Source organism: Streptomyces sp. NPDC051738, from assembly GCF_044453205.1.
Lineage (GTDB): Bacteria > Actinomycetota > Actinomycetes > Streptomycetales > Streptomycetaceae > Streptomyces.
In genome coordinates this window covers 38,981-61,501 of record NZ_JBITCM010000013.1, presented here as the reverse complement: position 1 = coordinate 61,501, position 22,521 = coordinate 38,981, and the positions used below count along the sequence as shown (strand labels likewise).

23 protein-coding genes are annotated in these 22,521 nt (G+C 70.1%); 10 read left to right on the top strand and 13 right to left on the bottom strand.

Features of this window, described 5'->3' with window-relative positions:
* Positions 1–105: 105 nt before the first annotated feature.
* On the top strand, positions 106–948 hold the full coding sequence (locus ACIA8X_RS28390) for a helix-turn-helix domain-containing protein (RefSeq protein ID WP_399459422.1): 843 nt from the start codon (positions 106–108) through the stop codon (positions 946–948).
* Positions 930–1,142: a DUF397 domain-containing protein gene (locus tag ACIA8X_RS28385; RefSeq protein ID WP_399459421.1), complete on the top strand. Its 213-nt coding sequence runs from the start codon at positions 930–932 to the stop codon at positions 1,140–1,142. Before ACIA8X_RS28390 ends, ACIA8X_RS28385 begins: the two co-directional genes overlap by 19 nt.
* A 77-nt stretch (positions 1,143–1,219) precedes the next feature.
* On the opposite strand, the gene ACIA8X_RS28380 is transcribed toward ACIA8X_RS28385, so the two are convergent.
* Positions 1,220–2,731 (bottom strand): peptide MFS transporter, encoded by a 1,512-nt coding sequence (locus tag ACIA8X_RS28380; RefSeq protein WP_399459420.1) that lies wholly within the window; start codon positions 2,729–2,731, stop codon positions 1,220–1,222.
* A gap of 426 nt (positions 2,732–3,157) precedes the next feature.
* Between ACIA8X_RS28380 and ACIA8X_RS28375 the strand changes: the two genes are divergently transcribed.
* Positions 3,158–3,838 carry a response regulator transcription factor gene (locus ACIA8X_RS28375; RefSeq protein ID WP_062722436.1) on the top strand — a complete coding sequence of 227 codons (681 nt, stop codon included), beginning with the start codon at positions 3,158–3,160 and terminating at the stop codon, positions 3,836–3,838.
* A gap of 51 nt (positions 3,839–3,889) precedes the next feature.
* Positions 3,890–5,164: an ATP-binding protein gene (locus ACIA8X_RS28370; RefSeq protein WP_393455426.1), complete on the top strand. Its 1,275-nt coding sequence runs from the start codon at positions 3,890–3,892 to the stop codon at positions 5,162–5,164.
* 425 nt (positions 5,165–5,589) lie between these two features.
* On the opposite strand, the gene ACIA8X_RS28365 is transcribed toward ACIA8X_RS28370, so the two are convergent.
* On the bottom strand, positions 5,590–6,189 hold the full coding sequence (locus ACIA8X_RS28365; RefSeq protein ID WP_399459418.1) for a GtrA family protein: 600 nt from the start codon (positions 6,187–6,189) through the stop codon (positions 5,590–5,592).
* A gap of 163 nt (positions 6,190–6,352) precedes the next feature.
* On the opposite strand from ACIA8X_RS28365, the gene ACIA8X_RS28360 reads away from it, so the two are divergent.
* The 3 genes from ACIA8X_RS28360 to ACIA8X_RS28350 are packed head-to-tail and all read left to right on the top strand — an operon-like array spanning position 6,353 to position 9,224.
* Positions 6,353–7,492: a 5-(carboxyamino)imidazole ribonucleotide synthase gene (locus tag ACIA8X_RS28360; protein ID WP_393455432.1), complete on the top strand. Its 1,140-nt coding sequence runs from the start codon at positions 6,353–6,355 to the stop codon at positions 7,490–7,492.
* Entirely contained in the window at positions 7,489–8,028 is a 540-nt protein-coding gene (purE, locus tag ACIA8X_RS28355; RefSeq protein ID WP_393455435.1) for a 5-(carboxyamino)imidazole ribonucleotide mutase, read from the top strand. The genes ACIA8X_RS28360 and purE overlap by 4 nt, the downstream gene beginning before the upstream one ends.
* A 5-nt stretch (positions 8,029–8,033) precedes the next feature.
* Complete coding sequence (locus ACIA8X_RS28350) at positions 8,034–9,224, top strand: dipeptidase (RefSeq protein WP_399459416.1); 1,191 nt, start codon at positions 8,034–8,036, stop codon at positions 9,222–9,224.
* A 139-nt stretch (positions 9,225–9,363) separates the two neighbouring features.
* Here the strand turns inward: ACIA8X_RS28350 and ACIA8X_RS28345 are convergent, their stop codons facing one another.
* Both ACIA8X_RS28345 and ACIA8X_RS28340 read right to left on the bottom strand, forming a co-directional pair.
* Complete coding sequence (locus ACIA8X_RS28345) at positions 9,364–9,750, bottom strand: VOC family protein (RefSeq protein ID WP_399459528.1); 387 nt, start codon at positions 9,748–9,750, stop codon at positions 9,364–9,366.
* Positions 9,751–9,782: 32 nt separating this feature from the next.
* Entirely contained in the window at positions 9,783–10,142 is a 360-nt protein-coding gene (locus ACIA8X_RS28340; protein ID WP_393455586.1) for a VOC family protein, read from the bottom strand.
* A gap of 116 nt (positions 10,143–10,258) precedes the next feature.
* Here ACIA8X_RS28340 and ACIA8X_RS28335 point away from each other — a divergent pair, with 116 nt between their 5' ends.
* The gene (locus ACIA8X_RS28335; RefSeq protein WP_399459415.1) at positions 10,259–10,756 is read left to right on the top strand and encodes a CGNR zinc finger domain-containing protein; all 498 of its coding nucleotides are present in this window, start codon (positions 10,259–10,261) and stop codon (positions 10,754–10,756) included.
* A 94-nt stretch (positions 10,757–10,850) separates the two neighbouring features.
* On the opposite strand, the gene ACIA8X_RS28330 is transcribed toward ACIA8X_RS28335, so the two are convergent.
* The 6 genes from ACIA8X_RS28330 to ACIA8X_RS28305 form a co-directional block, all read right to left on the bottom strand.
* A complete protein-coding gene (locus ACIA8X_RS28330) occupies positions 10,851–11,567 on the bottom strand; it encodes a cupredoxin family copper-binding protein (RefSeq protein WP_399459414.1) in 717 nt (238 codons plus the stop codon).
* On the bottom strand, positions 11,564–12,061 hold the full coding sequence (locus ACIA8X_RS28325) for a hypothetical protein (protein ID WP_399459413.1): 498 nt from the start codon (positions 12,059–12,061) through the stop codon (positions 11,564–11,566). Before ACIA8X_RS28325 ends, ACIA8X_RS28330 begins: the two co-directional genes overlap by 4 nt.
* A 117-nt stretch (positions 12,062–12,178) precedes the next feature.
* Positions 12,179–13,228, bottom strand: coding sequence for a plastocyanin/azurin family copper-binding protein (locus ACIA8X_RS28320; RefSeq protein ID WP_399459412.1), 1,050 nt, complete (start codon positions 13,226–13,228; stop codon positions 12,179–12,181).
* A 27-nt stretch (positions 13,229–13,255) separates the two neighbouring features.
* Positions 13,256–14,584 (bottom strand): copper resistance protein CopC, encoded by a 1,329-nt coding sequence (locus ACIA8X_RS28315; RefSeq protein WP_399459411.1) that lies wholly within the window; start codon positions 14,582–14,584, stop codon positions 13,256–13,258.
* A complete protein-coding gene (locus ACIA8X_RS28310; protein ID WP_399459410.1) occupies positions 14,581–15,234 on the bottom strand; it encodes a hypothetical protein in 654 nt (217 codons plus the stop codon). The genes ACIA8X_RS28315 and ACIA8X_RS28310 overlap by 4 nt, the downstream gene beginning before the upstream one ends.
* A gap of 371 nt (positions 15,235–15,605) precedes the next feature.
* Positions 15,606–16,949, bottom strand: coding sequence for a UDP-glucose dehydrogenase family protein (locus ACIA8X_RS28305; protein WP_399459409.1), 1,344 nt, complete (start codon positions 16,947–16,949; stop codon positions 15,606–15,608).
* 188 nt (positions 16,950–17,137) lie between these two features.
* On the opposite strand from ACIA8X_RS28305, the gene ACIA8X_RS28300 reads away from it, so the two are divergent.
* On the top strand, positions 17,138–18,295 hold the full coding sequence (locus ACIA8X_RS28300; protein WP_393455462.1) for an acyl-CoA dehydrogenase: 1,158 nt from the start codon (positions 17,138–17,140) through the stop codon (positions 18,293–18,295).
* Between the two features lie 72 nt (positions 18,296–18,367).
* Here the strand turns inward: ACIA8X_RS28300 and ACIA8X_RS28295 are convergent, their stop codons facing one another.
* On the bottom strand, positions 18,368–18,925 hold the full coding sequence (locus ACIA8X_RS28295) for an acyl-CoA thioesterase (RefSeq protein ID WP_177000912.1): 558 nt from the start codon (positions 18,923–18,925) through the stop codon (positions 18,368–18,370).
* Between the two features lie 119 nt (positions 18,926–19,044).
* Here ACIA8X_RS28295 and ACIA8X_RS28290 point away from each other — a divergent pair, with 119 nt between their 5' ends.
* The gene (locus ACIA8X_RS28290) at positions 19,045–20,310 is read left to right on the top strand and encodes an LCP family protein (RefSeq protein ID WP_393455466.1); all 1,266 of its coding nucleotides are present in this window, start codon (positions 19,045–19,047) and stop codon (positions 20,308–20,310) included.
* A 91-nt stretch (positions 20,311–20,401) separates the two neighbouring features.
* Here ACIA8X_RS28290 and ACIA8X_RS28285 read toward each other — a convergent pair whose 3' ends face one another.
* Both ACIA8X_RS28285 and ACIA8X_RS28280 read right to left on the bottom strand, forming a co-directional pair.
* A complete protein-coding gene (locus ACIA8X_RS28285) occupies positions 20,402–20,764 on the bottom strand; it encodes a four-helix bundle copper-binding protein (RefSeq protein ID WP_399459408.1) in 363 nt (120 codons plus the stop codon).
* A 255-nt stretch (positions 20,765–21,019) separates the two neighbouring features.
* A complete protein-coding gene (locus ACIA8X_RS28280) occupies positions 21,020–22,474 on the bottom strand; it encodes an LCP family protein (RefSeq protein ID WP_399459407.1) in 1,455 nt (484 codons plus the stop codon).
* Positions 22,475–22,521 lie beyond the last annotated feature (47 nt).

The window sequence follows — 22,521 nt, the reverse complement described above, 5'->3', positions numbered from 1 at the left end:
AGCATGCCGTGAACGGAGCGCGAAATGGCTGTTGGGACGCGCTAGTTCCACGCTCGGTACGCCAAATTCCACAAATTCCACAGCCGGGCGGACGGGGAGGAAAGGGTGCCGCAGCGACGGACGGTGACGAGCCGCAGTCATGAGCCGCGATTGAGGTATGCGGAGGAGGTGCGGCGGCTGCGCGAGGGGAGAGGGCTCACCCTGCGGGAGCTTGCCGACCAGCTGGGCTGGGACTGGTCGACCCTGGGGAAGCTGGAGCGGGGGCAGACGCTGGGGAGCCCTGAGGTAGCGCAGGCGCTGGACGAGTACTACGGAACGCCGGGGTTGTTGCTGGCGTTGTGGGAGCTGGCGGTGGGGGATCCGACGCAGTTCAAGGAGCAGTACCGGAGGTACATGCTGCTGGAGGCCGAGGCGGTGAGCTTGTGGCAGTTCTCCGTGAGTGTCCTGCCGGGTCTGCTTCAGACGGACGGGTACGCGCGGGAGGTCCTCGCAACGGGCGGGATCAAGGGCGAGGAACTGACCAAACAGGTGGACGCACGGCTGAGTCGTCGCGAGCTGTTGGTGGGTGAGGACGGGCCGCCGTTCCGCGCCATCCTGGCTGAGGCGACGCTGCGCACACCGTCGCGGGATGCCGGGGTTTGGCGCGAGCAGCTTGAGTATCTTGTGGAGGCGGCCGAACGCCCGAACATCACGCTCCAGGTGTTACCGCAGAGTTCCGGTCTGCATGGCTTGGTCGGGACTGACGTGATGTTCCTGAAGCTGCACGACGGTCGGACCGTGGCCTACACCGAGACCGCCTATCACGGTGAACTTGTCCAAGAAAGCAGGGACGTTGACCGGCTGCAACGTGCGTACGATTCGATGCGTGACCTGGCGTTGTCCCCGGCCGAGTCGCTGAAGTTCATCGGGCAGATGTTGGAGGAAGCACAGTGCGATCCATCGACCTGACGGCCGTGACGTGGCGCAAGAGCAGCTACAGCAACCCCGACGGCGGAAACTGCGTCGAAGTCGCCGACAACCTCCCCACCCCCCTCGTCCCCGTCCGCGACTCCAAGAACCCCCACGGCCCCGCCCTGATCCTCCCCGCGGCCGCCTGGGCCACCTTCGTCACGGCCGTACGACGCGACGAGCTGCCGAACTGACCTGACCCGCAAAAGCCGGAGGCCGCCGCACCATGCTCGGTGCGACGGCCTCCGTCGGTTCAGCCCAGCCGCAGGCGCTACCGCACGTTGCCCATCAGCGCGCGGATCTTGCGGCCGGCCGTCATGAAGGCCAGACCGGCGGCGACGGCGATGACGGCCCACAGCGTGTAGTAGACCGCGTCGCCCAGCGGCGCGTTGAGCTTGGTGGTCCAGCCGTTGAGGGCGTTGCCCGTCGCGACGGCCAGGAACCACAGGCCCATGATCTGGCCCACGAACTGCTTCGGCGCCAGCTTCGTCGACAGGGACAGGCCCACCGGCGACAGGCACATCTCGCCGAGGGTCTGCACCAGGTAGACGCTCAGCAGCCAGAAGACGGTGACCTTGCCCGTGTCGCTGTTCGCGGCGGCGGCGCCGGCCAGGCCCATGATGCCGAACGAGCCACCGATGAGGAGCATCGCCAGGGCGAACTTCATGGGCGTGCTGGGCTCACGGTTGCGCTTCGCCAGCTTCACCCACAGGGCGGCGAAGACCGGAGCGAGCACGATGACCATGGCCGGGTTCACCGACTGGTACCAGGACGCCGGGAACTCCCAGCCGCCGATCATGCGGTCGGTCTTGGTGTCCGCGAAGATCGTCAGCAGCGAACCGGACTGGTCGTAGATCATCCAGAACAGCACGGCGGTGGCGAAGAACCAGGCGAAGGCCTGGATCTTGGGCTTGTCCTCGGTGGCCAGGGCCGGGCTGCGGTACATCGTTACGAAGTAGACGATCGGGACCACGATGCCGAGGACCGCGAGCACGTTGACGATGTGCTCTATGTCGTACGTACCCAGCGCGATGTCCGCGACCAGCGCGACGACGGCGATGCCGCCCCACAGCGCGACCTTGCGCAGCGCGGTGCGCTTCTCCTCGGGGGAGGCCGGGGTGCCGGGCTCCTTGCCGATGTCGCCGAGGTGGCGGCCGCCGAGGACGTACTGGATGACGGCGAGGGTCATACCGACACCGGCGACACCGAAGCCGAGGTGCCAGTTGACGTTCTCGCCGAGGTAGCCGACGACCAGCGGGGCGGCCATGCCGCCGATGTTGATCGCCATGTAGAAGAGCGTGAAGCCGGCGTCGCGGCGGGCGCTGGGCTGGCCCTCGTAGAGGCCGCCGACCATCGCGGAGATGTTCGGCTTCAGCAAGCCGGTGCCGATCGCGATCAGGCCGAGACCGCAGAAGAAGGCGATGTCCGCGGGGATCGCCAGCGTGAAGTGGCCGGCGGCGATGACGATGCCGCCGACGAGCACGGCCTTGCGGGCGCCCCAGAGGCGGTCCGCGACCCAGCCGCCGGGCATGGCGGCCATGTACACGACCGCGTTGTACACACCGTAGATCGAGGCGGCCAGGGCTTCCCGGCCCGCCAGGGGGCCGTCGAGGACGCCCGCGATCAAGTAGAGGACGAGGATGCCGCGCATCCCGTACCAGGAAAAGCGCTCCCACATCTCCGTCATGAAGAGCGTGGCCATACCGCGGGGGTGGCCGAAGAAGGTCTTCTCGGAACCGGGGGTGCCCGGGGAGGCCGAGTCCTTCGTCAGGCTGGACGCCATGGTCGATCCTTGCTGGTCGGGACGCGCATCGACGTGGGGGTCACGCGCCCGGTGGGGGGCGGCCGGCTCCGGCGGGTTCGGCCGCCCGGCCACAGGTCATTCCTTGGATCCTTGATCCGCACGCTGATCCGCACACAAAAGAGACCCTCGGCGTCAAGTGCGCCGAAGGCCCCCGCAGTGCTACGGGCGTAGATTCACCGAGTCACCATACGTCAGGACACTGCCGGAAATGGAAGGACTTGAGACAGGGATCACAGGTGTCGGGGGAACCGCAGGCACCCTTTCCAAGGTCCTTTCCAGGATCGCACTTCATAGGCATAGGTCTGTACCACAGCGGCCGAAGGTAAGAGACGGGTCAAAGGCCAGTAAGAATCAAGAGGTCCGATCACACCCCAGCTCTTGTCATGGGCGGACTACCATCAGCTCATGACCCGTGTACTGCTCGCCGAGGACGACGCGTCCATTTCGGAGCCGCTGGCCCGCGCACTGCGCCGGGAAGGGTACGAGGTCGAGGTGCGTGAGGACGGCCCCTCCGCGCTCGACGCCGGAAATCAGGGCGGCATCGACCTGGTCGTGCTGGACCTCGGCCTGCCCGGTATGGACGGCCTGGAGGTGGCTCGCCGGCTGCGCGCCGAGGGCCACACCGCCGTGCCGATCCTCATCCTGACCGCGCGCGCCGACGAGGTGGACACCGTCGTCGGCCTGGACGCGGGCGCCGACGACTACGTCACCAAGCCGTTCCGGCTCGCCGAACTGCTCGCCCGGGTGCGGGCCCTGCTCCGGCGCGGCGCGGCCGAGCCGCAGCAGCCGCCGGCCACGCACGGGGTGCGGATCGACGTCGAGTCGCACCGGGCGTGGATGGGCGACGAGGAGCTCCAGCTCACGGCGAAGGAGTTCGACCTGCTGCGGGTGCTGGTGCGGGACGCCGGGCGGGTGGTCACCCGGGACCAGCTGATGCGGGAGGTCTGGGACACGACCTGGTGGTCGTCGACCAAGACGCTCGACATGCACATCTCCTGGCTGCGCAAGAAGCTCGGCGACGACGCGGCGAACCCTCGCTACATCGCCACGGTGCGGGGTGTGGGTTTCCGGTTCGAGAAGAGCTGAGCCCTCACGGCCGTACACGTCAACCCAGCCCAGACACGTGAGTAACAGGACATGCGCCGCCGACTGATCCAGTCCACCCTTGCCGTGGTTCTCGTCGTGATCGCCGTCTTCGGTGTGTCGCTCGTCATCGTCGAGACACGGACGATCACCAGCACCGCACAGGAGCGGGTGGACACCGAGGCCGTCCGGCTGGTCAGCATCGTCGACAGCCGGCTGCTCGGGGACGAGACCGTGGACGCCTCGGTGCTGCGGGAACAGATCCAGGGGGATCGTTACGCCGAGATCCGGATCCCCGGGAAGCCGCTGATCGAGGTGGGTGACCGACCCACCGGTGACGTCATCAGCGCCCGCGAGACGGGCGAGGAGGGCGAGACGGTCATCGTGCAGGAGCCGCGGTCGTCGGTGACGCGGGAGGTCGGCCGTACGCTGCTGATCATCGGCGCGGTGGCGCTGCTCGCGGTGATCGCGGCGGTCCTGCTCGCCGTCCGCCAGGCGAACCGTCTCGCCTCACCGCTCACCGACCTGGCGGAGACCGCGGAACGCCTCGGCTCGGGCGATCCCCGCCCCCGTCACAAGCGGTACGGCGTCCATGAGCTGGACCGGGTGGCGGACGTACTGGACTCCTCCGCCGAGCGCATCGGGCGCATGCTCACGGCGGAGCGTCGCCTGGCCGCGGACGCCTCCCACCAGCTCCGCACTCCGCTCACCGCGCTCTCCATGCGCCTTGAGGAGATCACCCTCACCGACGATCCCGACACGGTGAAGGAGGAGGCGACGATCGCGCTGACGCAGGTGGAACGCCTCACGGACGTCGTCGAACGGCTCCTCACCAACTCCCGCGATCCGCGCAACGGCTCCGCCGTCACCTTCGATCTCGACGAGGTCATCCAGCAGCAGCTGGCGGAGTGGCGGCCGGCGTATCGCAGCGCGGGGCGGGCGATCGTCACCTCGGGCAAGCGGCATCTGGAGGCGGTGGGCACGCCGGGCGCGGTCGCGCAGGTCCTCGCCGCGCTGATCGAGAACTCCCTCATGCACGGTGGAGGCACGGTGGCGCTGCGCACGCGCGTCACCGGCAACCAGGCGGTCATCGAGGTCACCGACGAGGGGCCCGGTATCCCCGCTGACCTCGGCGCCCGCATCTTCGAGCGCGCGATCAGCGGCCGCAATTCGACCGGCATCGGCCTTGCGGTGGCCCGCGACCTGGCCGAAGCGGACGGCGGCCGCCTGGAAATGCTCCAGACGAACCCCCCGGTCATCGCCCTGTTCCTGTCCCGCACGCCTCCGGAGAAGAAGCAGGCACAGGAGTCGGGGACGACGGTGAGGTAGGGGTTCGGACGGCTGACGGTCCAGCGCCGATTCGTTCTTCGCCCCCGCCGCCCCTACCCTTCCCGTCCTCCAGGGGCTCCGCCCCTTCAACCCCGCCAGGGGGCTCCGCCCCCTGGACCCCCGCTCCTCAAACGCCGGAGGGGCTGATTTCGCGCGCCCGCTCCTCGAACGCCGGAGGGGCTGATTTCGCGCGCCCGCTCCTCGAACGCGGGAGGGGCTGATTTCGCGCGCCCGCTCCTCGAACGCGGGAGGGGCTGGATTTGGGCGGGCGGGATTTTGAGGCCGCTACCTCTCAACGCCGGTCCAGGCATTCCAGCCCGTCCGGCGTTTGAGGACGAGGCCCCTTCAGGGCCGATGCGGGGGTCTGGGGGCGGAGCCCCCAGGGACGGGACGGGTAGGGGCGGCGGGGGCGAAATCCCGTCGTCTCAGCCCACCCGCTGCCGAACCCGCGGCGGATTCTCCGGCTCCGGCTCCGCCCGCCGCGGCGCCTCCAGGAACGATTCCGCGCCCGGCGCAGCAGCCGCAGGCTCCTCGTCCGACTCCGCGTCCGCATCCGCAGGCAGCGCCCGGAACACCCACGTCCGATACGACCAGAACCGGAACAACGTCGCGATCCCGATGCCGAGGAACTTGAAGATGTTGCTCTGCAGCGGGCTGTCCCAGCCGAAGCCGTACGTCGCCGCGTACAGCACGCCGTTCTCGATCACCAGACCGACCACGCTGAACAGCAGGAACAGTCCCAGTTCCTTCGTACGGCGGCTCTTGTCGCGGTCGCGGTACGTGAAGTACCGGAAGCCGACGTAGTTGAAGACGATCGCGACGACCGTGGCGATGACACTCGCCCGCACCACCTGGAGGTCGGTCACATGCCGCACCAGGTTGAACACGAGGAGATTGACCAGGAGCCCCGCTCCCCCCACCGCCCCGAACTTGGCGACCTCACGCACCAGCCGGTCGAACCGCTGCCGAACGGCACTGCGAGGTACCGGAGGTGCCGCATGAAGCCCCGAGGAACCACGTCCCATGGTCGTGAAGGCTCCTGTCGGTCGATTTGTCGGACGGTTTCGTCAACCCAGCCATGCTAACCACCCCCCTCGACGATTGCCTGTGCGCAAGCTCATAGGTCGACAAGAGACCCGGAAAACTCCGGTAAGAAGGGCGCCCCGGGACGGCCGATACCCTAGGGGCGTGACGTTCCCGGTAGTCGGCATGGTCGGCGGGGGCCAGCTCGCTCGTATGACACACGAGTCAGGCATCCCGCTGGGCATCAGGTTCAAGCTTCTCAGTGACACCCCTCAGGATTCCGCGGCGCAGGTCGTCAGCGATGTCGTCATCGGCGACTATCGCGACCTCGACACGCTGCGCGACTTCGCGAGGGGCTGCGATGTGATCACTTTCGATCACGAACACGTACCCACCGAGCACCTCAGGGCTCTGGAGGCGGACGGCATCCCCGTCCGCCCGGGCCCCGACGCGCTCGTGCACGCCCAGGACAAGGGCGTGATGCGCGCGAGGCTCGATGCCATCGGGGTGCCCTGCCCCCGGCACCGCATCGTGAGCGACCCGCAGGACGTGGTCGCCTTCGCGGCCGAGGGCGACGGCTTCCCCGTCGTCCTCAAGACCGTCCGCGGCGGCTACGACGGCAAGGGCGTCTGGGTCGTCGACTCGCCCGAGGAGGCCGCGGACCCCTTCCGCGCCGGCGTCCCGGTCCTCGCCGAGGAGAAGGTCGACTACGTCCGCGAGCTCGCGGCGAACGTCGTCCGCTCCCCGCACGGCCAGGCGGTCGCGTATCCCGTGGTGGAGTCCCAGCAGGTGGGCGGCGTCTGCGACACGGTCATCGCGCCCGCCCCCGACCTGGACGAGACCCTCGCGCTCAAGGCCGAACAGCTCGCCCTGACGATCGCGAAGGAACTGGACGTCGTCGGCCACCTCGCCGTCGAGCTGTTCCAGACCCGCGACGGCCGCATCCTCGTCAACGAACTGGCGATGCGCCCGCACAACTCGGGCCACTGGACCCAGGACGGGGCCATCACCTCCCAGTTCGCCAACCACGTCCGCGCCGTCCTCGACCTCCCTCTCGGCGACCCGCGCCCGCGCGCCAAGTGGACCGTGATGGTCAACGTCCTCGGCGGCGACTACCCGGACATGTACTCCGCGTACCTGCACTGCATGGCCCGCGACCCCCAGCTCAAGATCCACATGTACGGCAAGGACGTGAAGCCCGGCCGCAAGGTCGGTCACGTCAACACCTACGGCGACGACCTGGACGACGTTCTGGAGCGCGCACGTCACGCAGCCGGCTACCTGAAGGGCACGATCACCGAATGAGCACCGCTGCCGGCCCCGTCGTGGGCATCGTCATGGGTTCGGACTCCGACTGGCCCGTCATGGAGGCCGCCGCGCAGGCCCTCGACGAGTTCGAGATCGAGTACGAGGTCGACGTCGTCTCCGCGCACCGCATGCCGCGCGAGATGGTCACGTACGGCGAGCAGGCGGCCGAGCGCGGCCTGAAGGTGATCATCGCCGGGGCCGGCGGCGCCGCCCACCTGCCCGGCATGCTCGCCTCGGTCACGCCGCTGCCCGTCATCGGCGTCCCGGTTCCGCTGAAGTACCTCGACGGCATGGACTCCCTGCTCTCCATCGTGCAGATGCCGGCCGGCGTGCCCGTGGCCACCGTCTCGGTCGCCGGCGCGCGCAACGCCGGTCTGCTCGCCGCCCGCATCCTCGCCGCCCACGACGAGGACCTGCTCCAGCGGATGCGCGAGTTCCAGCAGGAGCTGAACGACCAGGCCACCGAGAAGGGCAAGCGCCTGCGCGCCAAGGTAGAGGGCGCGAACGGCTTCGGCTTCGGCTCGGGGAAGTGACGGCGATGACCTCCGCCTCGCTGGAGGCAGCCCGGGAACTCCTGGGCGAGTTCCCGGTCGTCGACGGCCACAACGACCTGCCGTGGGCCCTGCGCGAACAGGTCCGCTACGACCTCGACGCCCGCGACATCGCCGCCCACCAGGGCGCCCATCTGCACACCGACATCCCCCGCCTGCGCGAGGGCGGCGTGGGCGCGCAGTTCTGGTCGGTGTACGTCCGCTCGGACTACGCCGGCGACAAGGCGGTCAGCGCGACCCTCGAACAGATCGACTGCGTACGGCAGTTGCTGGCGCGGTATCCGAACGACCTGCGCCCGGCGCTGACGGCGGCGGACATGGAGGCGGCGCGCGCCGAGGGCCGTATCGCCTCCCTCATGGGCGCGGAGGGCGGCCACTCCATCGCCAACTCCCTCGCCACGCTGCGGGCGCTGTACGCGCTCGGCGTCCGCTACATGACGCTCACCCACAACGACAACATCGCGTGGGCCGACTCGGCGACGGACGAGCCGGGCGTGGGCGGACTGTCCGCCTTCGGCCGCGAGGTCGTCCGGGAGATGAACCGCGAGGGCATGCTCGTCGACCTCTCGCACGTGGCGCCCTCGACGATGCGCGACGCGCTCGACGCCTCCACCGCCCCGGTGATCTTCTCCCACTCCTCCTCCCGCGCGGTCTGCGACCACCCGCGCAACATCCCTGACGACGTCCTGGAACGCCTCCCCGGCAACGGCGGCGTCGCGATGGTGACGTTCGTACCGAAGTTCGTGCTCCAGGCGGCGGTCGACTGGACGGTCGCGGCCGACGAGAACATGCGCGCGCACGGCTTCCACCACCTCGACACGACCGCCGAGGCGATGAAGGTGCACCGCGCCTTCGAGGAATCCACCCCGCGCCCGATCGCCACGGTGTCCACGGTCGCCGACCACCTGGACCACATGCGCGAGGTCGTCGGCGTCGACCACCTCGGCATCGGCGGCGACTACGACGGCACCGCCTTCACCCCGGACGGTCTGAACGACGTCTCCGGCTACCCCAACCTGCTCGCCGAACTGCTGGACCGCGGCTGGTCGAAGCCTGACCTGGCCAAGCTGACCTGGCAGAACGCGGTGCGGGTGCTGGGCGCGGCGGAGGACGTGGCGGGGGAGCTTCAGACGACGCGAGGCCCGTCCAACGCGACCATCGAGGAACTGGACGGCTGAGCGGTTAGCGGTACCGGCCGCATCGAGCGCGTGATCGCCGACCTCGTCCGCTCCCGGGACACCCTGGACGAGGTCATCGAGGCGGCCCGGGAACGCTGACCGCCGCGCCGTCCTTCGACGGCTGATCTTCGACGGCTGATCAGGGATGCTCGATCCGGCAGAGGCAGAAGGGGTGGCCCGCGGGGTCGGCGTACACCCGCCAGCCCTCCTTGTCCTCCGCCTGCAGCAACCGCGCGCCCAGCCCGAGCACCTTCTCCTCGGCCGCCTCGACCTCGTCCCAGGTGGACCCGGCGTCGAAGTCGAGGTGGAACTGCTGCGAGTTGCGGTCCGCCCGCGGCCACTCCGGCGGGCTGTACCCGGGCGCCGACTGGAAGGCGAGCCGATGCCCTCCCGGAATCTGGAGTACGACCCAGTCGGGGTCGTCGTCCTCGGGCGTACCGCCGAGGAAACCGGCGTAGAAGCGGGCGAGGGCGCGCGGGTCGGGGCAGTCGACGGCGACGGAGCGCAAGCGTGCCACGGGGGTCATGGCCATGGATCCTCCCGGCGGTCGAGGCGTGATCAGCAGGCGCAGAGGCAGAACGGGTGCCCCGCCGGATCCGCGTAAACCCGGAACGTCCGCGAGCGGTCCTCGACGTCCAGCGGCTTCGCTCCCAGCGCCAGGACCTCCTTCTCGGCCGTGTCCAGGTCCTCGACGGTGAGGTCCAGATGGAACTGCTGCGAGTGATCCGGCGCGGGCCACTTCGGCGCTACGAAACCGGGGGCGGCCTGGAACGCCAGTGCCTGCCCGCCGGGCGCCTTCAGGTTCACCCAGTCTCCCTCGCCCTCGACGCTGCCGCCGAGCACGCGTGCGTAGAAGTCGGCGAGGGCGCGGGGGTCGGGACAGTCCAGGACGACGGCGCCCAGTTCGGCGATGGCCACCATGGCTTCCTCCTTGAAGTCTTGGTTACCTGTACAACTCCTCAACAGGTAACCGCGTTACCCCATGTTCCCGCATTGGGGGTAACGTCGCAAGGGTCGGGAGGTAGCGTGCAGCCATGAGTGAGAGATCGGCCGCCCCCGGAGGCCTGGAGTTCGTCCAGTCCCTGGTCAACACGCTGGACGTCGAGTCGGGGGCCGACTCGCTGGACACGGCCGAGGGGCGGGCGCGGTTCGGGGTGGCCGAGGAGGACCTTCCGGGGGCGCGGGAACTGCGGGAGTCGCTGCGGGTGGCGTTGCTCGCGCACGCTGGGCATCCCGCGCACCGGGTGGTGGCGCCGCTGGGTGACCTGCTGGCGGCGGCTCCGTTGCTCGTCAGGGTCGACGCGGGGGGCTCCGCCGTGCTGGGGGTGGCCGACGGTGCTCCGCTGGTTTCGCGGGTTGCGGCGGGGATAGCGCAGGCGCTGGTGGAGGGGACCTGGATGCGGCTGAAGGCGTGTGAGGCGGTCGACTGTCACTGGGCGTACTACGACCGGAGTCCGGCGGGGCGGGGGCGGTGGTGCTCCATGCAGGTGTGTGGGGCGCGGGCGAAGATGCGGCGGTATCGGGCGAAGTGACGCCTACGGGGGTGCCGGGTTTTTGTCTTCTTGCGGCTGCGGCGCCGTGGGGGCTGGTCGCGCAGTTCCCCGCGCCCCTATGAGGGCGTTGCCGTCAGGTTTCCTCTTCCCTTGCCCGCGCCGCCCGTGAACCCACCAACAGCAGGCACATCACCGCCACCCCCGCGACTATCCCGGTCAGGACCAGCAACGGGTCCAGTGGGCGGGTTGTCGAGGCGACGACCTGGGTCTGTGGTGCCGGGGATGTGGTGGTCGTCGGTGTGGGGGACGGGGGTGTCGACTGTGCGGTGGCCTTGGACGACGCGGGTGGGGTGGAGCGTGCCGGGGAGGAGGTCGGTGAGGGTGTTGTCGCCGCCCGGGTCGGGGTCGTCGCGTGATGGCCGGACGAGTGTTGGCCCGACGAGGCCCCCGCCTGCGAGTGATCGTGCGTCGGCGCGGCCGCCGAGGTCGCCGGTGCCGCCGCCTGGACCACGATCCGGGCCGTCATGTTCGGGTGGACGGTGCAGTAGTAGGCGTACGTCCCCGGCGTCGTGAACCTGAAGCTCCAGGTGCCGCCCTTGTTCAGCATGGGGGAGTGAATGGCTACCGGAGCGGACGTCGTCTTCACGTCGTGCGGGGCGGTGTCCTGGTTGGTCCAGGTCACCGTGGAGCCGGCCGGGATCGTCAGGGTCGCGGGGCTGAACGCGTACCCGCTCATGGCCACCCGGTACGTCGCCGCCGACGCCTGACCGCCCGGCACCACGAACACCATCCCGAGCAGCGCGGACAGCGCGAGCACGGCCCCCTGGACCGCTCGCCGGGCCGCCCTCACGCGAACTCCCCGGCGATCAGCAGCCGCAGCCGGGTGGCCGGACGCAGCCGGCCGAACCGGAAGCCGGTGGCGCGCCGCAGCAGCCGGTACGGCAGCCGGGCCGCACCCACGCCGAGCAGCCGGTCGTCGGCCCGCTCCACGACCCGCAGCCGCAGCAGCACGGGGAAGTCGGTGTCGTCGATGCGGAGATCGCCGGTCAGCTGGGCGGTGCCGGCGGTCTCCTGGGCGTGGTCGAGGGTGAGGACGGCCTTGAGGTGGGCGTCGTCGAACTCGAAGCGGAAGGTGGGGTGTTCGTCGGCGTCGGGCACCGTGAGCGTGGCCTCGGCGAGGGCGAGGCGACGGCGGCGTACCGGCAACAGGCCGTAGAGCGCTGTGAGTTCGACCAGCGAGCGGCCCTGGGCCACCGTGTAGCGGCCCGGCAGCGGCAGCCAGGGGGCGGCCGGACCGGGGGCCCCGGGCGGGGTCGGTTCGATGGGGAGGGTGACGGTTGTCATCCCGGTCTCCTTGGAAAGCGGTTCCGGAAGGGCGGCGGTGACGGGAACAATGGGGGAGCGCCGGTCCGGCCGACTGAGCCTCGGCCGGACCGGCGTCCGTCTACCGCGCGGGCGGTGTCAGCAGCTGCTGGTGAGGTATCCCTCGGTGGGCGCGAGCAGGTGCTCGGCCCAGACCGTGTGCATCTGCACGTAGCTGTCGACGTTCAGCAGATCGGTGACCTGCTGCCCGGGCGACTCCTCCAGGTGCGCCTTGTTGATGTGGTTCAGCAGCACGCTGAGCGTGTCGTCGACGACCGTGCCGCCGTCTTCGAGGGCGGGCGTCAGGATGCTCTCGACCCACACCGTGTGCAGCTTGATGTACGAGTCCAGCGCCAGCGCGTCCTGCACCTGCTGGCCCGGGGACCGCTCCAGGTGGGCCGCCTTGAGGTGCTGGAGGATCGGCAGCAGCACGTTCTGGACGCTGGCGCACTGCTCGTCGTCGCCACCACCGGAACCACCGCCGGACGTACCGCCGGTGCTGCCGCCGGTCGAACCGCCCGTGCTGCCACCGGACGTACCGCCCGAGGTGCCGCCGATCGAACCGCCGGAGGTGCCACCGGACGACCCGCCCGTGCTGCCGCCGGTGCTGCCGCCCGAGGACCCGCCGGTCGACCCGCCGGTCGAACCGCCGTCATCCGCGGCGACGACCTTCACCGATGCCACCATGTCCGGGTGCACCGCGCAGTAGTACTCGTACGTCCCGGCCGTTGTGAAGGTGTACGACCACGAGTCGCCCTGCTCCAACGTGCCCGAGTCGAACTTCTTCGGGCCCTTGGTCGTGGTGACCGTGTGCGGCACGCTGTCGTGGTTGGTCCAGCGGACCGTCTCGCCGACCTCGACGACGAGCTGTTTCCCGTCGCCGAACTTGTTGTTCATGATGTCGACCTGATAGTCCGGCGCCGCCTCGGCCGCCGGCTGGGCCGCCGCCGCGGCGGCCGCGGGCGCCTGAGCCGCGCCCGCGTCCGCCGTGGAGGACGCCCCGGAGGCCGAGCTGCCCGCGGCTGCCTGGAGCAGCCCCAGGCTGAGCACCGCGGTCAGCGCCGCGCCGAGTCCGGCGACCAGCAGACCCCGGTTGCCCGAGGGCGCCCGGCGGCGCGGTGCCGCGTCGCTCTCATTACGTCGTTTCAACGCAACTCCTTTGATTTTCATGGGAGTTCACTGGCCAGGGTTGGTCGTGACCAGCAGACTCGTCACGGCCAGCACGACGAGGACGAGCCCCGTCTCGGCCGCGACCGAGTATCCGAAAGGCCGCACGGTGGCGGCGTCGCCGCGCAGCAGCACGGCGAGATCGAGGCGGGTGCGCACCCACTGACGGCTGGCGAGGGCGGCCAGCAGGACGACGCCGAGGACGCCCGTCTTGAGCAGCAGGAGATGCCCGTACGAGGTGTGCAGCAGGGCGTCGTACGACCCCACGACCTGCCACGCCAGCACCAGCCCGGCTGCGACGATGCCCGTCACGCTCACCGCGGCCAGCCGCGAGTAGCCCGGCACCACCTGCGCCAGCTCCCCGGCCCGGCGCCGCGGCAGCACCGCCAGCGCGAGCATGGCAAGACCGCCGATCCACAGCGAGACGCCGAGCAGATGCACCAGGTCGGCGAGCGCGCCCCAAGTGGGCTCACTGCCCTCGGAGTTGTGGCCGGCCATGCCGGTCGCCCGCAGCAGCCCGAGGCAGACGGCGAGCGCGCCGACCCGCCAGCCGGGGGAGCGGGAGGTGCGGGGGCCGCCCTGCAGCAGCGCGCTCAGCACCACCGCCGCGAGCACCCACAGCAGGACGCGGGCGGCGAGCACGACGCCGGGCCCCGTGGTCAGGACGTCCACGTACGTCTCGGCGCGCAGGGCGTCGCGCAGGCCGCCGAGTGCGCCGTACGCGCCCTGGAGGCCGATCGTCGCGACCGCCGCCAGCAGCCCGCACGTCCAGGCCAGCCCCAGCAGCGCCCGGGCCCGCGGCTCGTGCGCGCCGCGCGGCCACAGCAGCGTGACGAAGGCGAGGCCGCCGATGAACAGCGCCAGCGACAGATAGCCGGTCCAGCGGGCGGCGACGAGGCCCTTCCGCACCAGGGGGGACGGTGCGGGCGCGGCCTCGTCGCCGCGGTCCTGGGTGGCGGACGCGGCGGTCCCGGTGCCGATGCCGAAGTCGAGCCTGCCGGAGGACGCGTGTCCGTCCTCCTCGTCGACGACCGACCAGACGACGGCGAAGTCACCGTCCGCCGGGTGCCCGAGGGCGGCCCGTACGACCTCGCCCTTGCGGCCCGGCGCGAGGGTCACCGGGAGCCGGTCGCCGTCCAGCGTCATCACGCGTACCTCGGCGAGGTCGACGGCCTCGTCGAAGGTGAGGGTGAGGTGGTCGGGGGCCTTCTTCAGCTCGGCGCCGTTCGCAGGGCTGGAGGTGACCAGCTCGGTGTGGGCGGAGGCGGACGGGGTGCCGAGGAGGACGTAGAGGAGCGGGGTGAGGACGAGGAGGGTGAGGGCGCGGCGGAGGGTCATGGCGTCGCCTCCGGGGTGGGGCCGAGGGCGCCGCCGAGGAGGGAGGGGAGCGGGGCGAGGCCGATGCAGGGGGAGGGCTCCGAGGTGGGGGTCGGGGTCGGGGATGCGTCGGCGGTGGGGTCCTCGGCTGTGGGGTTGAGGAGGCCGAAGACGGGCTCGGCGAGGCCGGTGAGGAGGGGTTGCGCGAGGCGGACCTCGCCGTCCTCGCAGGTGGCGTCGGAGTCGGTGGGCGGGGTGGTGCCCGGCGCGGACGGGTCGGGGTCCGGGGAGGTGGGGTCGGACGGCGTCGGGGAGCCGCCGTGGCCCGTGTGGCCCGTGCCACCGGAGGTGCCGATGTGGCCGGTGTGGTCCGTGCCGCCCGTACCGCCGGGGTAGTAGACGCCGGTGACCGGGAGCGCGCCGGTCCCTGCCGAGCCTCCCGCGGCTCCGCCCGAGGCGTCGCCCGGGGTGTCCGGCGGTGCGGCGGTCTCGCCCGGGGACGAGGGGGAGGTGGCCGCGGGCGGTGGGGCGGCGCTCGGGGCGGAGGAGGCCGACGGGGCGCCGATCCCGGACGCGTAGCCGAGCACGACCACCACGGCGCCGACAAGCGCGCCCGCGACCAGTTCGTCGCGGTGGTCGTGCGGCCACAGAGCTCGGCGGAACAGAGGCATGGTCACTCCTGGCATGGTCTGTTCAATCGGGTGAACGCCGACCAGTGGAGTGGCGCGCGAATTCCGCGCGGCTACGCGTCAGTTAAGCGGTTGTTGCGGTGCCTCTCTTTCGAGGGGGTCCCCGCTGTGAGACCGGGTGAGACCGCCGCTATTCCGTGCAATTGCAGCTGTGGAGAATTAGCGTGCGGTCATTTCTTTTCCTTCACGCTACTCGAATAGAATTCGGAGACGCGTGGGGATTTCAAGGAGAACGGCATATGCCTTTGCGCGGTCCTGCTGTGGGCCCAAGGGGCGGGCAGCAGACGGCCCGCCCCTTGGGGGACGGGCCTCGCGAGCACAATTTTCCTGCCGGAAACAATACCCGCCTTTTCTCAGGCCGTCGGCCGCCCCATCGCCCGATAGGTCCAGCCGGCCTTCCGCCACACCGCCGGATCGAGCGCATTACGCCCGTCCAGAACGAGCCGGGCCGCCGCGACCTCACCGAGTTCCGCCGGATCCAGCTCGCGGAATTCCCGCCATTCCGTCAGATGCAGTACGACATCGGCGCCCCGTACGGCCTCGGTCGCGCTGTCGGCATAGCCGAGGGTGGGGAAGAGGCGGCGGGCGTTCTCCATGCCCTTGGGGTCGTAGACCGTGACCTGGCCGCCCTGGAGGTGGATCTGGCCGGCGACGTTGAGCGCGGGCGAATCCCGTACGTCGTCGGAGTCGGGCTTGAACGTGGCGCCGAGCACCGCGACCCGCTTGCCCAGGAAGGACCCGCCGCCCAGTGCCTCGCGCGCCAGCTCCACCATCTGCCCGCGCTGGCGCATGTTGATGGAGTCGATCTCGCGCAGGAAGGTCAGCGCCTGGTCGGCGCCCAGCTCGCCGGCGCGGGCCATGAAGGCGCGGATGTCCTTGGGCAGACACCCGCCGCCGAAGCCGATCCCGGCCCGCAGGAACTTCCGTCCGATCCGGTCGTCGTACCCGATGGCCTCCGCGAGCTTGGCGACATCGCCGTCGGCCGCCTCGCACACCTCCGCCATCGCGTTGATGAAGGAGATCTTGGTGGCGAGGAAGGAGTTGGCGGAGGTCTTCACCAGCTCGGCGGTGGGGAAGTCGGTGACGACGAAGGGGGAGCCGTCGGCGATCGGGGTCGCGTACACCTCGCGCAGCAGCTTCTCGGCCCGCTCGCTGCGCACGCCGACCACGACCCGGTCCGGGTGCAGCGTGTCCTCGACGGCGAAGCCCTCGCGCAGGAACTCCGGGTTCCAGGCCAGCTCGGCGTCCGCACCGGCCGGCGCGTGCTCGGCGAGGTAGGTGGCGAGGCGGTCGGCGGAGCCGACGGGGACGGTGGACTTGCCGACGACGAGAGCGGGGGCGGTGAGGTGCGGGGCGAGGGACTCGAAGGCCCGGTCGACGTACGACATGTCGCAGGCGTACTCGCCATGGCGCTGAGGCGTGTTCACGCACACGAAGTGCACATCGCCGAACTCCCCGACCTCGGCCCAGTCCATGGTGAACCGCAGCCGCCCGGTGGATCCCTCGATACCGGCCACGTGCTTGCGCAGCAGCTCCTCCAGTCCCGGCTCGTACATCGGGACCTCGCCGCGCCGCAGCATCTCGATCTTCTCGGGCACGACATCGAGCCCCAGCACCTCGAAGCCGAGCTCGGCCATGGCCGCGGCGTGCGTCGCGCCGAGGTAACCGGTGCCGATCACGGTGATCTTGAGGGCCATGAGGGACTCCAGAAGAGGTGCGGGGACATGCGGGCCCGAGCATAGTCGGCGGGTCTGACGGGCAACTTCCCCCCTGTCGCCAAGCTCACGTATCACTCCCGTGGGCCGCCCCCTAAAATTTGAGTTACTTAACGGTAATTAGCACCACCAGCGCATTTACCACCAGCGTCCTTGGAGCGTGAGAGACCTTGGCCGGATCGGCTGACTTCGACCTGTACCGCCCGTCCGAGGAGCACGACATGCTCCGGGACGTCATCCGCTCGCTGGCCGAGGCGAAGATCGCGCCGCACGCCGCCGCGGTGGACGAGGAGGCGCGCTTCCCGCGGGAGGCGCTGGACGCGCTGGTGGCCAACGACCTGCACGCGGTGCACGTACCCGAGGAGTACGGCGGCGCGGGCGCCGACGCGCTCGCCACGGTGATCGTGATCGAGGAGGTGGCCCGCGTCTGCGCGAGCTCCTCCCTCATCCCGGCCGTGAACAAGCTCGGCTCCCTCCCCGTGATCCTCTCCGGCTCCGAGGACCTCAAGAAGCGGTACATGACCCCGCTCGCCAAGGGCGACGGCATGTTCTCGTACTGCCTCTCCGAGCCCGACGCGGGTTCGGACGCGGCCGGCATGAAGACGAAGGCGGTCCGCGACGGCGACCACTACGTCCTGAACGGCGTGAAGCGCTGGATCACCAACGCGGGCGAGTCCGAGTACTACACGGTGATGGCCGTGACCGACCCCACGAAGCGCTCGAAGGGCATTTCGGCCTTCGTCGTCGAGAAGTCCGACGAGGGCGTCTCCTTCGGTGCCCCGGAGAAGAAGCTCGGCATCAAGGGCTCCCCGACCCGCGAGGTCTACCTGGACAACGTTCGCATCCCCGCGGACCGCATGATCGGCGAGGAGGGCACCGGCTTCGCCACGGCGATGAAGACGCTGGACCACACCCGCATCACGATCGCCGCCCAGGCCCTCGGCATCGCGCAGGGCGCCCTCGACTACGCCAAGGGCTACGTCCAGGAGCGCAAGCAGTTCGGCAAGCCGATCGCCGACTTCCAGGGCATCCAGTTCATGCTCGCCGACATGTCCATGAAGATCTCGGCCGCCCGCGCCCTGACCTACCAGGCCGCCGCCGCCTCGCAGCGCGTCGACGCCGACCTCACCTACCTGGGCGCCGCCGCCAAGTGCTTCGCCTCGGACGTGGCGATGGAGGTCACCACGGACGCCGTCCAGCTCCTCGGCGGCTACGGCTACACCCGTGACTACCCGGTCGAGCGCATGATGCGCGACGCCAAGATCACGCAGATCTACGAGGGCACCAACCAGGTCCAGCGCATCGTCATGGCGCGCAACCTGCCGTAACGAGCGGGTGGGTCGACCAGAGAACGCAGGGCGCCCGGGTGCCGGGTGCCCTGCGGTTCTTTTGTAACGGCCTCAGTCCTCGAACCCCTCCGCCGCCCGCTTCTCCCGCAGTTCCTTGATCGCGCGCCGTCGGGCCAGCCGGTGCGTCCGGCGGATCTGGGCCTCCTGGTAACGGCGCCTGTCGCGTTCGGTCTCCGGTATCACCGGCGGGACCCGGCGTGGCTTGCCGTCGGCGTCCACCGCCGCGAAGACGAGGTAGGCCGAACCGACCTGGGTGGGCGGCGCCGACTCGTTCCAGCGCTCGGCCAGGACCCGTACGCCGACCTCCATCGAGGTCCGGCCGGTCCAGTTGACCTGGGCCTTCACATGGACGAGGTCACCGACGCGTACCGGCTCCAGGAAGGCCATCTCGTCCATGGACGCGGTGACGGCGGGGCCACCGCTGTGCCGGCCGGCCACCGCGCCCGCGGCATCGTCGACGAGCTTCATGATCACACCGCCATGCACCGTCCCCAGAAGATTGGTGTCGTTGTGGGTCATGATGTGGCTGAGGGTGGTGCGGGACGCGGATATCAGCTTGCCCGGGATTTCCGGAGTGCCCGATTCCGCTGCGGTGACCTGGTCTGTCATGGGCTCCACTTTATGCGGCCCCGACATTCGCGGACTTTGTGTTGGGTTCGCAACAGCCGTGCCCCTATTTTCCCCCGAACCTTGTAAGAGACCTGGCCATGCCCTGCACACTGGGGCGCATGAATGACTGGCCCGAGCGATGGTCCGACGACAACCGCGGCAACCGTTACGGACGCGGCAGCGCGAGCGCACAGCCCGAGGGCGCGCGCGTGATGCGGCAGGTCCGCCGCGGCCCGGCGGCACCGCCCGGCCAGGGCTACGGCGGGGTGCCGCAGCAGCCGTCGTACGTCAACGGCCAGGGCCACGGCGGCTACGACGACGACGGCTACAACACCGGCCAGGTCTACGGCGGCGGTGGCGGTCGCGGTGGTGACGGCATGGGGACGCGCGAGCCGCGCCCCGCGCCGAACTGGCGGCGCCGTATCAAGCTGACCACGATCACGCTGGTGACCCTGCTGCTCGTGACGAGCGTCGCCACCTACTTCTGGGCCGACTCCAAGCTCAACCGCGAGGTCGACCTCTCCAAGGTCATCGAGCGGCCGGAGGCAGGCGAGGGCACCAACTACCTGATAGTCGGCTCCGACAGCCGCGCGGGCATGTCGGCCGAGGAGAAGAAGAAGCTGCACACCGGGTCCGCCGAGGGCAAGCGCACGGACTCGATGATGATCCTGCACACCGGCAGTGGCGCCCCGACGCTGATCTCGCTGCCCCGTGACTCGAACGTCACGATCCCGTCCTTCAAGGGCTCGGACTCCGGCAAGCTCTACCAGGGCACCGGCCGTCAGGTGAAGCTGAACGCGGCCTACGCGGAGGACGGCCCCGAACTGCTGGTCCGTACCGTCGAGGCCAACACCGGTCTGCACATCGACCACTACGTCGAGATCGGCTTCGCCGGCTTCGCGAACATCGTGGACTCGGTCGGCGGCGTCGAGATCGACATCCCGCAGGACATCAAGGACTCCAAGTCCGGCGCGGACTTCAAGAAGGGCACGCAGACCCTGAACGGCGAGGAGGCGCTCGCCTTCGTCCGCACCCGGTACGCGCTGGCCGGCTCCGACCTGGACCGTACGAAGAACCAGCAGAAGTTCCTCTCCGCGCTGGCCAACCAGGTGGCGACGCCGGGCACGATCCTCAACCCGTTCAAGCTGTACCCGACCATGGGTGCCGGCCTGGACTCCCTGATCGTCGACAAGGACATGGGCCTGTACGACCTGGCGTCCATGTTCTGGGCGATGAAGGGCGTCAGCGGCGGCGAGGGCAAGTCCATGAACATGCCGATCTCGGGCAACTCCGCGAACGGCAACCTCCAGTGGGACACCGCGAAGGTGAAGCAACTGGTGGAGCAGCTGAAGAACGACGAGACGGTGACCGTCTCCAGCAACTGAGCGGCGCGCACGGCGCGGACGACAGACGTCGGGGGCACCCTTGGGGGTGCCCCCGACGTCTGTCTGTCCGACGGTTCTCACACGGTGACCGTCACATCGTGGCGCCCGCCATCGATCGACAGGACTCGGCACAGCGGCGACAGGCCTCGGCGCAGCGCATCATCTGGGGATCGTCCGGCATGGACATACACGCCTCGGCGCACATCTCACAGGCTTTGGCGCACATCGCGCACATCTCGGCCGACATGGGCGAGCGGCGCATCATCATGTCCGCGCACATGCGGGTCGTCTCGGCGCAGTCCATGAGCGCCCGCATGATCTGCATCTGCGGCTGGCCGCCCATCTGCATGCAGGAGCTCATCGTCTCCTCGCAGACGACATGGCAGGACATGCACGCGTCGACGCAGGCCTGCATCTCCTTGCTCATCGCGGACATGGTTCCGGGCTGGGTCATGGCTCCTCCTGGGGGGTGCGGGAGCCCGGGCGGGCCCCGTGCCCTTCCGTCCTACGCCCGCCGGACACGGGGCGCCATCGGGCGGACGGGAACAATTCCCACCAGATGCCGTGCAATGTGCGGTCCCCCTCTTCCGCACGAAGGCGTGACGCAGCGTGATCGACCCCATTGGAGTAATGACCAGGAGTCACGACGTGCGGACGGCCGGCCCGGAGCCGAGCACTTGCACACGGCCCCGGACCGGACCTCACAGCCCTACGAGCACACCGCCTCGTCCCCCCGCACCACGATCGACTCACCCTGCGTCGGGTCCTCGGACCGCACCTTCAGGACCCGCTTGAAGTCCGCCCCGACGATCACCTTCAGCGTCGGACCCAGCCCCTTCACCGGCCGCAGCTCGCTTCCGGGCAGCGCTGCCGCGAGGGACTTCGCCGAGCGGTCCCAGCGAGGGTCGTGGGCGACGACCGTGCGCGGCACGGTGCGGCCCGTCGCGTCCACCGGCCGCCCGGTCGTCCGGAACCCGGTCGCCGCCAGCGCCGCGTCGACGCGTTTGCCGAGGCCCTCCGTCTGCGTGCCGTTCTCCACCTGGACGCGGATCTCCTGCGGGGCGACCTCCACCGGGACCGCCTTGGTCCGCGCCCGCTGTGCGGCCAGCGGCTGGTCCTCGCGCAGGGCCCGGAAGAGGCGATCGGCCTTCGCGGTGTCCCACTTCACCGTGGAACCGAGGCCCTTCACGGTGTACGACATCTGCCGGATGGGCACGGTCGTGAACTCCGACGACGACGGCGAGAAGTTCCGCATCGCCCGCCCGAGGTCCAGCAGCTCGCCCGTCCCGAAGCCCTTGTCGGCCCGCACCGAGCCCAGCACCGCCCGCGTCACGTCCCGGAACCGCATCGGGTTCAGCAGGATCCCCGACGACGTCGCCCGCGAGATCAGCCCCGCCATGAACCGCTGCTGCCGCTGCATCCGGCCCAGGTCGGAGCCGCCGTCGATGTGCCGCGCGCGCACGTACTGCAGCGCCTCGCCGCCCATCAGCCGGTGGGTGCCGGCCGGCAGGTCGAGCCCGGTGTACGAGTCCTTCAGCGGCTTCGCCGTGCAGATCTGCACGCCGCCGACCACGTCCACCGTCTTCATGAAGCTGGTGAAGTCGACCTCCAGATAGTGGTCGATCTTGACGTGGGTCATGTGCTCGACCGTGCGCACGGTGAGGTTCGGGCCGCCCTCCGCGTACGCGGCGTTGATCTTGATGGGATGCGCCTCGCGCCCCTCACCGGCAGGCACCTCGGCGTACGAGTCGCGTGGCAGGCTCACCACGCTCGCCCGCTCCCGGTCCCCCGAGATGTGCACGATCATGATCGTGTCGGTGCAGTGACAGGGCGCCCCGCCGAGCCGGTACTTGCGCCGCTCCTCCTCGCTGATGCGGTCGCGGCCGTCTGTGCCGACCAGCAGGACGTTCATCCCGGTCCCGGCCTGCGGCCGGTTCTTCATGTCCTTGAACGGGTCCACGCGCTCGATCTTCGCGTCCAGGCTGGTGACCACCGCGTGCCCGATCCCCGCCGAGGCGAGGACCACGACGGACAGGGTGGTCACCGCCCGCATGGCCCACCGCGGCCGCTTCCGCCGTACCGGCGCGACCGGCCGCGCGCCGCGGCGGGACGGCTGCGGACGGCGCTGCGCGGGGGAGGGGGACTGGCGGGGCGGCGTGGGCATGGGGGAGATACCTCCGCTGTCGCTTGCCCTGGGGGCCGTACGTGGGA

Excerpts from the sequence above, each read along its gene's own strand:
- ACIA8X_RS28380 (WP_399459420.1), bottom strand. The coding sequence starts at position 2,731 with ATGGCGTCCAGCCTGACGAAGGACTCGGCCTCCCCGGGCACCCCCGGT.
- ACIA8X_RS28375 (WP_062722436.1), top strand. The coding sequence starts at position 3,158 with ATGACCCGTGTACTGCTCGCCGAGGACGACGCGTCCATTTCGGAGCCG.
- ACIA8X_RS28370 (WP_393455426.1), top strand. The coding sequence starts at position 3,890 with ATGCGCCGCCGACTGATCCAGTCCACCCTTGCCGTGGTTCTCGTCGTG.
- ACIA8X_RS28365 (WP_399459418.1), bottom strand. The coding sequence starts at position 6,189 with ATGGGACGTGGTTCCTCGGGGCTTCATGCGGCACCTCCGGTACCTCGC.
- purE (WP_393455435.1), top strand. The coding sequence starts at position 7,489 with ATGAGCACCGCTGCCGGCCCCGTCGTGGGCATCGTCATGGGTTCGGAC.
- ACIA8X_RS28350 (WP_399459416.1), top strand. The coding sequence starts at position 8,034 with ATGACCTCCGCCTCGCTGGAGGCAGCCCGGGAACTCCTGGGCGAGTTC.
- ACIA8X_RS28345 (WP_399459528.1), bottom strand. The coding sequence starts at position 9,750 with ATGACCCCCGTGGCACGCTTGCGCTCCGTCGCCGTCGACTGCCCCGAC.
- ACIA8X_RS28335 (WP_399459415.1), top strand. The coding sequence starts at position 10,259 with ATGAGTGAGAGATCGGCCGCCCCCGGAGGCCTGGAGTTCGTCCAGTCC.
- ACIA8X_RS28325 (WP_399459413.1), bottom strand. The coding sequence starts at position 12,061 with ATGACAACCGTCACCCTCCCCATCGAACCGACCCCGCCCGGGGCCCCC.
- ACIA8X_RS28315 (WP_399459411.1), bottom strand. The coding sequence starts at position 14,584 with ATGACCCTCCGCCGCGCCCTCACCCTCCTCGTCCTCACCCCGCTCCTC.
- ACIA8X_RS28310 (WP_399459410.1), bottom strand. The coding sequence starts at position 15,234 with ATGCCTCTGTTCCGCCGAGCTCTGTGGCCGCACGACCACCGCGACGAA.
- ACIA8X_RS28305 (WP_399459409.1), bottom strand. The coding sequence starts at position 16,949 with ATGGCCCTCAAGATCACCGTGATCGGCACCGGTTACCTCGGCGCGACG.
- ACIA8X_RS28295 (WP_177000912.1), bottom strand. The coding sequence starts at position 18,925 with ATGACAGACCAGGTCACCGCAGCGGAATCGGGCACTCCGGAAATCCCG.
- ACIA8X_RS28290 (WP_393455466.1), top strand. The coding sequence starts at position 19,045 with ATGAATGACTGGCCCGAGCGATGGTCCGACGACAACCGCGGCAACCGT.
- ACIA8X_RS28285 (WP_399459408.1), bottom strand. The coding sequence starts at position 20,764 with ATGACCCAGCCCGGAACCATGTCCGCGATGAGCAAGGAGATGCAGGCC.
- ACIA8X_RS28280 (WP_399459407.1), bottom strand. The coding sequence starts at position 22,474 with ATGCCCACGCCGCCCCGCCAGTCCCCCTCCCCCGCGCAGCGCCGTCCG.